The 13,240-nt window shown below is 66.7% G+C and carries 11 protein-coding genes; 4 read left to right on the top strand and 7 right to left on the bottom strand.

Annotated elements, in window-relative coordinates; all coding sequences use genetic code 11:
- Window position 1: 1 nt before the first annotated feature.
- Genes ACWAUG_RS06190 through tkt form a run of 5 tightly spaced genes read right to left on the bottom strand, consistent with a single transcriptional unit; the run spans window position 2 to window position 7,313 of the window.
- Window positions 2-937 carry a glucose-6-phosphate dehydrogenase assembly protein OpcA gene (locus ACWAUG_RS06190; RefSeq protein ID WP_298041072.1) on the bottom strand — a complete coding sequence of 312 codons (936 nt, stop codon included), beginning with the start codon at window positions 935-937 and terminating at the stop codon, window positions 2-4.
- Window positions 934-2,481, bottom strand: coding sequence for a glucose-6-phosphate dehydrogenase (gene zwf / locus ACWAUG_RS06185; RefSeq protein WP_298041070.1), 1,548 nt, complete (start codon window positions 2,479-2,481; stop codon window positions 934-936). Before zwf ends, ACWAUG_RS06190 begins: the two co-directional genes overlap by 4 nt.
- A gap of 22 nt (window positions 2,482-2,503) precedes the next feature.
- Window positions 2,504-4,111 (bottom strand): glucose-6-phosphate isomerase, encoded by a 1,608-nt coding sequence (locus ACWAUG_RS06180; RefSeq protein WP_298041068.1) that lies wholly within the window; start codon window positions 4,109-4,111, stop codon window positions 2,504-2,506.
- Entirely contained in the window at window positions 4,108-5,220 is a 1,113-nt protein-coding gene (gene tal / locus ACWAUG_RS06175; protein WP_460801850.1) for a transaldolase, read from the bottom strand. Before tal ends, ACWAUG_RS06180 begins: the two co-directional genes overlap by 4 nt.
- A complete protein-coding gene (gene tkt, locus ACWAUG_RS06170) occupies window positions 5,217-7,313 on the bottom strand; it encodes a transketolase (protein WP_298036699.1) in 2,097 nt (698 codons plus the stop codon). Before tkt ends, tal begins: the two co-directional genes overlap by 4 nt.
- Window positions 7,314-7,518: 205 nt before the next feature.
- Here tkt and ACWAUG_RS06165 point away from each other — a divergent pair, with 205 nt between their 5' ends.
- Window positions 7,519-8,439 carry a heme o synthase gene (locus ACWAUG_RS06165; RefSeq protein WP_460801860.1) on the top strand — a complete coding sequence of 307 codons (921 nt, stop codon included), beginning with the start codon at window positions 7,519-7,521 and terminating at the stop codon, window positions 8,437-8,439.
- A gap of 62 nt (window positions 8,440-8,501) precedes the next feature.
- On the opposite strand, the gene ACWAUG_RS06160 is transcribed toward ACWAUG_RS06165, so the two are convergent.
- Entirely contained in the window at window positions 8,502-8,894 is a 393-nt protein-coding gene (locus ACWAUG_RS06160) for a dinucleotide-utilizing enzyme (RefSeq protein WP_460801849.1), read from the bottom strand.
- 44 nt (window positions 8,895-8,938) lie between these two features.
- The gene (locus ACWAUG_RS06155) at window positions 8,939-10,060 is read right to left on the bottom strand and encodes a COX15/CtaA family protein (RefSeq protein WP_298036695.1); all 1,122 of its coding nucleotides are present in this window, start codon (window positions 10,058-10,060) and stop codon (window positions 8,939-8,941) included.
- Between the two features lie 231 nt (window positions 10,061-10,291).
- Here ACWAUG_RS06155 and sufB point away from each other — a divergent pair, with 231 nt between their 5' ends.
- Genes sufB through ACWAUG_RS06140 form a run of 3 tightly spaced genes read left to right on the top strand, consistent with a single transcriptional unit; the run spans window position 10,292 to window position 13,240 of the window.
- On the top strand, window positions 10,292-11,710 hold the full coding sequence (gene sufB, locus ACWAUG_RS06150; RefSeq protein WP_460801848.1) for a Fe-S cluster assembly protein SufB: 1,419 nt from the start codon (window positions 10,292-10,294) through the stop codon (window positions 11,708-11,710).
- Between the two features lies 1 nt (window position 11,711).
- Window positions 11,712-12,917 (top strand): Fe-S cluster assembly protein SufD, encoded by a 1,206-nt coding sequence (gene sufD, locus ACWAUG_RS06145; RefSeq protein ID WP_298036689.1) that lies wholly within the window; start codon window positions 11,712-11,714, stop codon window positions 12,915-12,917.
- A complete protein-coding gene (locus ACWAUG_RS06140; protein ID WP_460801847.1) occupies window positions 12,914-13,240 on the top strand; it encodes a non-heme iron oxygenase ferredoxin subunit in 327 nt (108 codons plus the stop codon). The genes sufD and ACWAUG_RS06140 overlap by 4 nt, the downstream gene beginning before the upstream one ends.

Here is a 13,240-nt window from a genome sequence, read left to right as displayed (position 1 = left end):
CTCAGGCCGTCTTTTCCGGAAGGCCGAGCTTCTCCAAGCCGTCGGTGATCACTCGCCCGTACAGCAGATCGGCGTCGAGACGGCGCAGCTCTTCGGCCAGGCACTCGCGCAGCGTTCGGCGGGGGAGATGCAGCTCGTGGTCGGGCTGACCGGGCTGGGTCAGGACTGCGACGCTCGTCTCCGGGCGCTCCAGCAGGATGTCTCCGCTGGCGCGGGTCAGACGAACGGACTTGATGCCCGCCTCCCAGTGCTCCGGGTCCTCGTAGTGCCAGACCACCGGCACGTCGAAAGCCAGTCGCAGCCAGGCGGCGAGAAGAGCCGTCGAAGGAGAAGCGGCGGCACCGAGCACCTCGACCGCCGTTACCGGTTCGTACGGCGGCTGATCGAGAACCGCGGCGAGCTGCTCACGCCAGTGAGTCAGACGTGTCCAAGCGAGATCCGTGTCTCCCGGCGCGTGCTCCGCGCCCAGGAGGGCCAGACGATCCCGGACATCGGTCGCGGTCGCGGCATCCGTGATCCGTCGCTGAGCGATGCGCCCGAGAGGCGACGAAGCCGGGTTCGACGGTGCCTCTTCCGGCCACCAGGCGACGACCGGAGCATCCGGAAGCAACAGCCCCGTCACGAGGCTCTCCTCATTGCTGGCCGCATCGCCATAGGCGTGCAACACCACGACCTCGCTCGCACCGGCGTCGCCGCCGACACGGATCTGTGCGTCGAGGTGAGCTTCGCCCTCGCCGGTGGTGACGACGATGACGCGCATCGGGTGCTCGCGCGACGCATCGTTGGCCGCGTCGATGGCCGCCTCGGCGACACCGTTGCGCGCTGAGATGACCAGTGTCAGCACACGACCGAGGGCGACGGCGCCGCCCTCCTCGCGCACCTTGACGAGCTGCTTGGCGACCTGGCTGACAGTCGTATCGGGAAGGTCGATGATCACGGGCGTCTCCAGACTCGTCCGTCGCGGGCCAGGAGGTCGTCGGCGGATGCCGGCCCCCAGGATCCCGGTGCATACTGCTCGAGCGGTCCGCCCTCGGCGGCCCAGTACTGCTCGACAGGGTCGAGGATCTTCCAGCTGAGCTCGACCTCCTCATGGCGGGGGAACAGCGGCGGGTCGCCGAGGAGGACATCGAGGATGAGGCGCTCATAGGCCTCGGGGCTCGCCTCGGTGAAGGCGTGGCCGTAACCGAAGTCCATCGTGACGTCGCGCACGTTCGTTCCCGCACCGGGAACCTTCGAGCCGAACCGGATCGTGACGCCCTCATCGGGCTGCACGCGGATGACCAGGGCGTTCTGTCCGAGCTCGGCAGCGTTCGTTCGACCGAAGAGGTGCTCGGGCGCGCGTTTGAAGACCACAGCGATCTCCGTCACGCGACGCCCCAGACGCTTTCCGCTGCGCAGGTAGAACGGCACACCCGCCCATCGGCGGTTCGCGATCTCGAGCTTGATCGCCGCATACGTCTCGGTGACCGATTCGGGGTTCATGCCGTCTTCGCCGAGGAAACCATCGACCTGCTGGCCGCCCTGCCAACCGCCCGCGTACTGACCGCGTGCGGTCGCGAGGGAGAGGTCGTCGGGAAGGCGGACGGCGGCGAGCACCTTCTCCTTCTCGGCACGCAGCTGATCCGCCTCGAGGCTGATCGGCTCCTCCATCGCGGTGAGCGCCAGCAGTTGCAGCAGGTGGTTCTGGATGACGTCGCGCGCCGCGCCGATGCCATCGTAGTAACCTGCACGACCGCCCACGCCGATGTCCTCGGCCATGGTGATCTGCACGTGGTCGACGTAGTTGCGGTTCCAGATCGGCTCGTAGAGCTCGTTCGCGAAGCGCAGCGCCAGAATGTTCTGGACCGTCTCCTTGCCGAGGTAGTGGTCGATGCGGAAGATCGAGTCCGCCGGGAACGCCACCTCGAGAGCTTCGTTGAGCGCCCGTGCAGACTCGAGGTCGTGGCCGAACGGCTTCTCGATCACAACGCGGCGCCACTCGTCGTCGCTGCGCTCATCGCCCACGAGACCGGAGTCCTTGAGCTGCTTGGCCACGAGCGGGAACGCCTTCGGCGGGATCGACAGGTAGTACGCGTGGTTGCCCATCGTTCCGCGTTCGATGTCGAGCTTCTCGACGGTCTCGCGCAGCTTCGCGAAGGACTCCGGGTTGTCGAACTCGCCGGATACGAAACGGATGCCCTGGAGCAGCTGCTGCCAGGTCTCCTCGCGGAATTCGGTGCGCGCGTGCTCCTTGACGGCCTCATAAACCACCTGGGCGAAGTCCTGGTCCTCCCAGTCGCGTCGGGCGAATCCGACGAGGGCGAAGCCGGGAGGGAGCAGGCCGCGATTGGCGAGGTCGTACACCGCGGGCATGAGCTTCTTGCGCGAGAGATCGCCGGTGACGCCGAAGATCACGAGGGCGCTGGGCCCCGCGATCCGGTTCAGGCGACGATCATCGGGATCGCGCAGCGGGTTGTGGCCGCGGGAAACGGGAACGGTCATCAGGGTGCTGTTCTCCTACTGACTACTTCTGGGCTGCTTCGAAGAGCGCGAGCACATCGGCCGAGTCATCCGTGATCGTCAGGGTGACGACGGGACGACCGTGATCGGCCAGCACACCGGCATCGCCGGCGGCCTGTGCCTGGATGAGCTGGCCGAAGGAGAAGGGACGGTCGGGGATCTCGAGGTCGACGTCGGTGCGCTCCAGGATCTGCAGGAACACGCCCTGCGCCGGTCCGCCCTTGTGGTACTGGCCGGTGGAGTGAAGGAACCGAGGGCCCCAGCCGAATGTGGTGGGGCGGCCCGAGTCTGCGGCGACGAGTTCCCGGAGGCCCTGCAGCTGCTCCAGATCGAGACGGTTCACATAAGCCTGGATCGACACGTAGCCGTCTTCGGGCAGTTCTGCCCACAGGGCGTCCAGAACCGCTTCGACGTCGCCGGAACTCGCGAGAGCCGGGTTCGAGACGCGCACCTCGATGCCGTTCTGAACGAAGGCGGGTTCGGTCGGCTCGGGACGGGCATCGAGAAGACCGCGTGCGGCGATCTTCGCGGACTCGACGTCGGGCTGGTCGAACGGGTTGATGCCCAGCAGGTGGCCGGCGATGACGGTCGCGTATTCCCAGACGATGAAGTTCGCGCCCAGGGATCCGCTGACGAGGATCTCGCCCTGGTGGCGCTCTGTCATGTGGAACTGGTGGGCGTTGTCGACGAGACGGACGATCTGCAGATCGGCGGGCAGCGTGTCGAGCTCGGGCGAGACGGGGAGCATGACGACCGGGAGGATGCCGGTGCCGTCCTTGCCGGTGGATTCGGCGATGAGCTGCTCGATCCAATCCGGCAGCCCCTGAATGTGGGTGCCATCGGTGACCAGTCCGAGCTTGTCGCGGCGCGGACTCGTGGCGGCGATGGCTGCACCCAGGCGCAAGGCCGGGTTATCGGCTGCGTCGACGGCGACCTGCAGGAGCGTCGCCTCCGCCTCATCCAGAAGCTCCGCGATGTCGACGCCGGCGAGGCCACTGGGAACGAGACCGAAGGCGGTGAGGGCCGAATAGCGTCCGCCGACGTTCGGGTCGGCGTTGAAAACCCGGTACCCATCGGCGCGAGCCGCGGCATCCATGGGAGAGCCCGGGTCCGTCACGATCACGATGCGCTCGGTCGGATCGATGCCGATGTCCTGGAAGGCTGCAGCGAAGGTGCGCTTCTGGGAGTCTGTTTCGACCGTGGAACCGGACTTCGAGGAGACGACCAGCACGGTCTCGGCGAGGCCCTCATCGAGAGCCGCCAGGACCTGCCCGGGAGCCGTCGAGTCGAGGATCGTCAGGGGAACGCCCGCGGTCTGGCTGATGACCTCGGGAGCCAGGGACGAGCCGCCCATGCCGGCCAGCACCACGCGACGAACGCCCTTCGCACGCAGTTCATCGCGCAGCGCAATGATCTCGGGGACGAGCGGGCGCGAGACGGAGACCGCCTCGACCCAGCCGAGGCGCTTGGACGCCTCTTCCTCAGCGGCCTCTCCCCACAGGGTGGCGTCGAACGCGGTGATGCGGGAGGCGACCATATCGGCGACGAGGCGCGGGACGACCTCGTCGATCGCGACGCGTGCCGCGCCGGAGGCGTGCAGAGAGAACGTCATCGCTGGGCCTCGAGACCCTCGGTGACCTGGGCGAGCAGGTCGTGCCAGGAATCGATGAACTTCTTCACGCCCTCGTCCTCGAGCACCTGGGTGACGTCGGCGAAGTCGATGCCGACCTCGCCGAGACCGGCGAAGACCTCGCGGGCCTCCTCGTAGCCGCCGGTGATCGTGTCGCCCGTGACGACGCCGTGGTCGAAGGTCGCCTCGAGCGTCTTCTCTGGCATCGTGTTCACCACGCCGGGGGCGACGAGCTCGGTGACGTAGAGGGTGTCGGGCAGCGCCGGGTCTTTGACACCGGTCGAAGCCCAGAGCGGACGCTGCGCGTTGGCACCGGCTTCGAGCAGCGCCTTGGCGCGATCGGTGGCGAAGCTCTGCTCGAACAACTCGTAAGCGAGGCGGGCGTTCGCCAGGCCGGCCTTGCTCTTCAGAGCGAGGGCCTTCTCCGAACCGATCGCCGTGAGGCGGTTGTCGGTCTCTGTGTCGACGCGCGAGACGAAGAACGAGGCGACGGAGTGGATCGTCGACAGGTCGATGCCGGCGGCCTTCGCGGTCTCGAGGCCCGCGAGGAACGCCGCGATGACCTCGGCATAGCGCTCGAGGCTGAAGATCAGGGTCACATTGACGCTGATGCCGGCGCCGATCGCCTGGGCGATGGCGGGCAGGCCGGCCTTCGTCGCGGGGATCTTGACCAGCAGGTTCGGACGGTCGATCTTCTCCCAGAGCTGCTTGGCCTGTGCGACCGTGCCCTCCGTGTCGTGGGCGAGGTCGGGGGAGACCTCGATCGAGACGCGGCCGTCGACGTGGTTCGACGCCTCCCAGACGGGCCGGAACACGTCGAGGGCTGCGGCGACGTCCTGAGTCGTGGCGGCGAAGACGGCGTCTTCCGCCGATGCTCCGGATGCTGCGAGCTCGGTGACCTGCGCGTCGTAAGACGTGTCGTTCTTATCGGTGATCGCGTTGGCGAAGATCGTCGGGTTGGTCGTGACACCCGAGATGTTGCGCGACTGGATCAGCTCGGCGATGTTGCCCGAGTTGATGCGGGTGCGCGAGAGGTCGTCGAGCCAGATGCTGACGCCGGCGGCGGCGAGGTCTGCGGTGGGGGTGCTCATGCGTTCTCCTTGACGGTTGCGCGGGCCGCCTCGACGACGGCCTCGGCAGTGATGCCGAACTTCTGGAACAGGGTCTTGTAATCGGCGGATGCGCCGAAGTGGTCGATCGCGACGGAGCGGCCCTTGTCTCCCACGATGCCGCGCCAGGTGAGGGCGGAGCCCGCTTCGACCGAGACGCGGGCGGTGACGGATGTCGGGAGCACGGACTCGCGGTACTCCTCGCTCTGCTCGTCGAACCACTCCAGCGAGGGAGCGGAGACGACGCGGGCGTTGATGCCCTCTGCCGCCAGCGTCTCACGGGCGGAGACGGCGAGCTGAACCTCGGAGCCGGTGGCGATGAGGATCACGTCGGGGGTGCCGTTGGGGGCCTCGGCGAGGACATATGCGCCCTTGGCGGCGCCGGATGCCGCGGCGAAGACATCGCCGGATGCCTCGCCCTCGCCACGCTCGAACACGGGGATGTTCTGACGGGTCAGCGCGATGCCCGAGGGGCCCTCCTGGCGGCGGAGCATCTCCAGCCACGTGACCGACGTCTCGTTGGCATCCGCGGGACGCACGACGGCGAAGTTCGGAATGGCGCGGAGCGTCGCGAGCTGCTCGATCGGCTGGTGAGTCGGGCCGTCTTCTCCGAGGGCCACGGAGTCGTGGGTCCACACGAAGATGCTGGGCACGTTCATGAGCGCCGCGAGGCGCACGGCCGGACGCATGTAGTCGCTGAAGATCAGGAAGGTTCCGCCGAAGGCACGCGTCTTGCCGTGCAGGACGATTCCGTTGACGATCGCACCCATGGCGTGCTCACGGATGCCGAAGTGCAGCACGCGGCCGTAGGGAGATCCCGACCACTCGTTCGTCGACCACTCGGCCGGGATGAACGACTTCGCGCTCTTGATGGTGGTGAGGTTCGATTCGGCGAGGTCGGACGATCCGCCCCACAGCTCGGGCAGCTCAGCGGCGAGGGCGTTGATGACCTGGCCTGATGCGGCACGGGTCGAGACTTCCTTGCCGGCTTCGAAGACGGGGAGTGCGCCTTCGACGCCCTCGGGCAGCTCGCCCGACTCGAGGCGGTCGAGCAGCGCCTTGCGCTCGGGATTCTGAGCGGCCCATGCGTCGAACGATGTCTGCCAGGCGGCACGGGTCACAGCGGCCCGGTCAGCGAGACCGCGCGTGTGCGCGATGACGTCGTCGGCGACGACGAAGCTCTTCTCCGGGTCGAAGCCGAGAACACTCTTCGTCGCGGCGAGTTCATCGGCCCCGAGCGCGGAGCCGTGGATCTTGCCGGTGTTCTGCTTGCCGGGCGAGGGCCAGCCGATGATGGTCTTGAGGATGATGAGCGAGGGCTTGCCGCTCTCGGCCTTCGCAGCCTCGATGGCTGCGTTCAGCTCGACGACATCCTCGACGTACTCGCCGCACTTCTTCCAATCGACCGTGATGACCTGCCAGCCGTAGGACTCGTAGCGCGCTGCGACGTCCTCCGTGAAGGCGACGTTCGTGTCGTCCTCGATGGAGATCTGGTTCGAGTCGTAGATCGCGATGAGGTTGCCGAGCTGCTGGTGACCGGCGAGCGAGGACGCCTCGCTGGTCACACCCTCCTGCAGGTCGCCGTCACCGGCGATGACGTAGACGAAGTGGTCGAACGGGCTCGTGCCCGCGTCCGCCTCGGGATCGAAGAGTCCGCGCTCGTAGCGTGCCGCATACGCGAAGCCGACGGCGGAGGCGAGACCCTGGCCGAGCGGACCGGTGGTGATCTCGACGCCCTTGGTGTGGCCGTACTCCGGGTGGCCGGGAGTCAGCGAGCCCCAGGTGCGCAGCGACTCGAGGTCTTCGAGCTCGAGCCCGAAGCCGCCCAGGTAGAGCTGCACGTACTGGGTGAGCGAGGAGTGGCCAACCGAGAGGATGAAGCGGTCGCGGCCGAGCCAGTCGGTGTCGGCAGGGTCGTGGCGCATGACGTGCTGATAGAGGAGATACGCGGCCGGAGCCAGGCTCATGGCCGTACCGGGGTGACCGTTCCCCACCTTCTCAACGGCATCGGCCGCGAGGATTCGGGCGGTATCCACCGCACGTCGGTCGATCTCATCCCACTGCAGTTCCGTCACGGTCGTGCCCTTTCCAACAACTTTCGAGGGCGCCCGAATATCTGGCGCCTCCGCATCGTCACGGACAGGTGCACAGCGCCGGGCGCGCGAGTGGGTTTCAGCATAGCGCTGGACGGGGGAGCGGGAAACGACTCTTACGCCGTGAGTCGGGCGTTTCGCGTGGAGTAGAATGGAAGGGTTGTCTGTACTGTGCGCTGAGGAGGCGATCGATATCTCGACCATGTCTGAGGCGACGACGGCAAGGCGTCCGATCGGGTCTGTGATCAAGGCCTACGTTGCGCTGACGAAGCCGCGAGTGCTCGAGCTGCTCCTGGTCTCGACCGTGCCGGTGATGTTCCTCGCTCACGGCGGCATCCCGCATCCGTTCCTCATCATCGCGACCGTCATCGGCGGGGCGACGAGCGCGGGGTCGGCCGCATCCTTCAACATGTATCTCGATCGCGACATGGACGCTCATATGAAGCGCACCGTGAACAGGCCGATTGTTACGGGCGAGGTGTCCCCGCGTGCCGCCCTCATCTTCTCCTGGGTTCTCGCGGTCTTCTCGACCGTCTGGCTGCTGGCGACGACCAACCTGCTGACCGCCGCGCTGTCGGTCTCGGCGATCTTCTTCTACGTCGTCATCTACACGATGATCCTCAAGCGCCGCACCGAGCAGAACATCATCTGGGGCGGAATCGCAGGCTGCTTCCCGGTCCTCATCGGCTGGTCCGCCGTCACCAACGCGATCGCCTGGCCGGCGATCATCCTCTTCGTGCTCATCTTCCTGTGGACACCGGCGCACTACTGGCCGCTGTCGATGAAGTACCGCGACGACTACTCGGGCGCTGATGTGCCGATGCTCGGTGTCACGCGCAACGCGCCGCAGGTGGGCCTGCAGGTCATCCTCTACGCGTGGGCGACGCTCGCCTGCTCGTTGCTGCTCATCCCGGTCGCCGATATGGGCCTCGTCTACTCGGTCTCGGCCGTCGTGTTCGGCGGTTGGTTCGTCTACGAGTCGCACCGTCTTTACAGTCAGGCCGTGCGCGGCGAGAACCCGCGCCCGATGCGCGTGTTCCACGCCTCGATCGTCTACCTGACGCTGATCTTCCTCGCGGTCGCAGCCGACCCGCTGTTGCCGTTCTGATCCTCTGAAGAAGAACGGGCCGCTCCTCATGAGAGGAGCGGCCCGTTCTCATCTCTGCACGATCAGCGTGCAGGAGATGCGGGAGTGTTCTCGATCGCGGCCGCACGTTCAGCAGCGGCTGCCGGCGAGATGACGTCATCCGCATTGTTATCGGCGTCGTCCCTCTCGATCGGGTCGAGAGTGTCGATCGCGCGACGGGGGAGCAGCGCCTTTGCCGCGCCCAGCGCGAACGCGAGGAACAGGCCGATCAATCCGGCGGCGACGAGGGCGCCTCCGATGACGACCCAGCTCTGCCCGGCGTAGACCTCCACGCCGGTCGCCGTGCCCTCCAGCAGGGCGGTGGTCATGGTCGAGATCTGGTCGGTCGACAGCCAACCGCCGACGATGACGGATGCCAGGGACAGCACGACGAGGAGGAGGAAGGGGAGACTGCGCAGGAGGGAGGTGTTTCTCATCCGTTCAGCCTGCGCGCGGTCTCCATGCGCGAGGTATGCGCCGGTTATGCGTCGGCTGAGCGCTTCAGGCGAAGCACCACGACCGTGTATGCCGCGGCCGAGAGAGAGGCGAGGACCATGTGGATGCCGACGAGGATCTCGGGGAGCCCCTCGCGCGCCTGCCAGACGCCCACGCCGATCTGGACGAGGATCGCCGCCACCAGAATCACGAGCCAGGTGCGGGGATCCAGACGCAGAATCCACGCGGCGATGGTGAGGATGAGGACCAGGACGGCGAGGATGTAGCCGGGCCAGGCGTGCACGTGGGCGAGGACCGTCGCATCGAAGCCGTCGCGGATCACATTCTCGTCGCCCGAGTGCGGCCCGGATGCCGTTGTCAGCACACCGAAGAAGATCGTCGCGGCGAGTGCGAGGCCGGTGATGTGTGTCAGGACGGCGAACCATTTCGGGACGGCGCGGACACGCGGGCCGTCATGCGTGCGCATCCGCACGAGGTAGACCGCCGTGATGCACACCAGCAGCAACGAGACCACGTAGTGGAAGCCGACGATGAAGGGGTTCAAGCCGGTCAGCACCGTGATGCCGCCGACGAAGGCCTGGGCGATGACGCCGATGAGCACCAGCCAGGCGAGCACGCTGAGGTCGCGCCGCTCGCCGAACGAGCGCCAGGACCGCACGGCTCCGACGATCACCATGACCAGCAGCCCGAGGGAGAAGAAGGGGAACGCGGCGATCCCGGGCTCGCCGGTGATCATCGTGTAGATCCAGCCGCCCAGCAGCGCCAGCCCGAGGCAGAGGACCCCGGCAATGACGGACCAGAGGGCGGACCAGAGCGCGTGCACGACGGCTCGCTTGCCGGCGATCGAGAAGAGGGTCAGCAGAAGCACGGCGATCGCGAGGATGCCGACGACGCCGGTCATCGTGCGGTTTCCGAACTCGATGATGCCGTGGATGCCCTGCTCCGCCGTCGGCACGAGCGAATCCGGTGTGCACAGCGGCCATTCCGTGCAGCCCAGGCCCGATGCCGTGAGGCGGACCGCGCCACCTGTGCCGATGATGATGACCTCGGCGATGAACGACAGCCACGCGAGCACCCGCAGAAGGCGGGGGAGGATCGGCGCGCTGCTTCCTGTCGGGATCGCGGTGGCGGAACTGGTCTCGGACATGTTTCCTCCGGCCCACGCCCGGCGCGCGGGCACGGCCCGTTCACCAGGGGGAACCTGTAGAATCGAATTGTTGTGATGCGGGGCGCGAAAGCGCAAGAGGCATCACTGACAGTTTAGGCGCGAAGAATGCGTCCGTGATGAGGCCCACCAGCGGCACCCGACCCTCGCAACCTTTGGGGCTCCGGCGTGCCGGGGCGGATGACACCGTTGAGGCCCAACAAGGAGAGTGTGATGTCGGATGTGTTGATCGACCGCCCAGAGCTCGAAGGTCTGGGGGTGTACGAGTTCGGTTGGCACGATGCTGACGCGGCAGGAGCCAGCGCGCGTCGTGGACTGTCCGAGGCTGTCGTGCGTGATATCTCGGCGCTGAAGAGCGAACCCGAGTGGATGCTGAAGACCCGACTCAAGGGATACCAGCTGTTCGGGCGCAAGCCGATGCCGACGTGGGGCGCAGACCTCAGCGGCATCGACTTCGACAACATCAAATACTTCGTCCGCTCGACCGAGAAGCAGGCGCAGTCGTGGGAAGACCTCCCCGAGGACATCCGCGAGACCTACGAGCGTCTGGGCATCCCCGAGGCCGAGCGCCAGCGTCTCGTCGCCGGTGTCGCAGCGCAGTACGAGTCCGAGGTCGTCTACCACCAGATCCGTGAGGACCTCGAGGCCCAGGGCGTCATCTTCATGGACACCGACACGGCTCTGCGCGAGCACCCCGAGTTCTTCGAAGAGTACTTCGGCACGGTGATCCCTCCCGGCGACAACAAGTTCGCAGCCCTCAACACGGCGGTCTGGTCGGGCGGATCGTTCGTGTACGTCCCCAAGGGCGTTCACGTCGAGATCCCGCTTCAGGCATACTTCCGCATCAACACCGAGAACATGGGCCAGTTCGAGCGGACCCTGATCATCGCCGATGAGGACAGCTACGTCCACTACATCGAGGGCTGCACGGCTCCGATCTACAAGTCGGACTCGCTGCACTCGGCCGTCGTCGAGATCATCGTGAAGAAGAACGCGCGCGTTCGCTACACCACGATCCAGAACTGGTCGAACAACGTCTACAACCTCGTCACCAAGCGTGCCGTCGCCCACGAGGGCGCGACCATGGAATGGGTCGATGGGAACATCGGCTCGAAGGTCACGATGAAGTACCCGGCGATCTACCTGATGGGCGAGCACGCCAAGGGCGAAACGCTCTCGGTCGCCTTCGCGGGCCCCGGTCAGCACCAGGACGCCGGCGCGAAGATGATTCACATGGCGCCGTACACGCAGTCGTCGATCGTCTCGAAGTCGATCGCACGCGGTGGCGGGCGCTCGGCGTACCGCGGTGAGGTTCGGGTCGATCCCGCAGCCCACCACTCCGCGAACTCCGTGGTCTGCGACGCTCTGCTCATCGACACCGAGTCGCGTTCCGACACCTACCCGGCGATCGACATCCGTGTCGATGACGTGCAGCTCGGCCATGAGGCCACGGTTTCGAAGGTCAGCGAGGAGCAGCTCTTCTACCTGATGTCGCGCGGCCTCGAAGAGACCGAGGCCATGGCGATGATCGTGCGTGGCTTCATCGAGCCGATCGCCCGCGAGCTGCCGATGGAGTACGCGATGGAGTTGAACAAGCTCATCGAGATGGGCATGGAAGGATCGGTCGGCTGATATGACGGCCTTCACCCCCGCGCCGAGCACGGCGCAGCAGACGAACGCGCACATCGACCCCGCAGCGCAGGTCTCCGACGCCGGTTTCGTTCCGGTGCAGACCCGCTCCGAGCGTCCGCGCTCCTTCGACCCCGAAGACTTCGGTGCTCCCACCGGTCGCGAGGTCAACTGGAAGCACACCCCGGTCGCGCAGCTCACGGCACTGTTCTCCGAGGCGTCCGGCGATGCCGGCATCGTCCGCGAGGTCCTCGCCGGTGCCGAGTACGTGTCCAGCCCGCTCGCGGCGGTCTCCGCCCCGCGCGGCGAGTTCTTCATCCCCGAAGACATCGTCTCGGCGGTGGCCTGGCAGGGCTCCGACGAGGGCATGCATGTGCGCATCCCACGTGATGAAGAGGTCGCCGAGCCGATCATGGTCGGTTTCACGGGTCAGGGCGCCGGGAAGCGCTCCGACGATCACATCGTCATCGAGGCGCTCGAGAACAGCTCCGCGACGGTGCTCCTGCGCCACAGCGGCAGCGCGCAGTACGCGCAGAACGTCGAGATCATCGCGCGTCCGGGCTCTCGCCTCACCGTGATCACGGTGCAGCGCTGGAACGACGACGCGATCCACGCGTCGGCGCATCAGGCGCGCGTCGACAAGGACGCGACGCTCAACCACTTCGTGTTGAGCTTCGGCGGCGGCATCGTCCGCGTGAATCCGAACGTCGAGCTGTCGGGAACCGGCTCCGAGGGCAAGCTCTACGGCCTGTCCTACTCCGATGCGGGTCAGCACCTCGAGAGCCAGGTGTACATGCACCACAAGGGTGCGCACACCACGGGCGACGTCCTGTACAAGGGGGCGCTCCAGGGTCAGGGTGCGCGCAGCGTCTGGATCGGCGACGTCCTCATCGGACCGGATGCCACGGGCACCGACTCCTACGAGGCGAACCGCAACCTGATCCTCACCGAGGGAGCGCACGCCGACTCGATCCCGAACCTCGAGATCGAGACCGGCGACATCCAGGGCGCAGGCCATGCCAGTGCCACCGGACGCTTCGATGACGAGCAGCTGTTCTACCTGCAGGCCCGAGGCATCCCTGAGATCGAGGCCCGTCGTCTCGTCGTGCTGGGCTTCCTCACCGACATCGTGAACCGTCTCGGCATCCCGGCCCTCGAGGAGGAGCTGCTCGCCGTCATCGAGTCCGAGCTCGCGGCGGTGGGCGCGTGAGTGCTCAGCGCGCCTGCGGCCTCAGCGAGCTCGAGCAGGACACGGCGCTGCGCGTCGAGATCGACGGCGTCCCCATGGCCGTCGTCCTCGATGGCGACGGTGAGGTTCACGCCATCGGCGACACCTGCACCCACGGATCCATCTCCCTCTCCGAAGGATTCGTCGAAGGCGACACGCTGGAATGTTGGGCCCACGGCTCCGCGTTCTCGTTGCGCACCGGCGTTCCCCATAATCTCCCCGCTTATGAGCCCGTCCCGGTCTACGTCGTCACGATCGACGGCGACGACGTGCTCATCGATCCGACTGTGACGAAGGAAGTCTGA

The sequence above is a fragment of the Microbacterium sp. GXF6406 genome, assembly GCF_054798215.1.
This window is presented reverse-complemented; position numbering and strand designations above follow the sequence as displayed.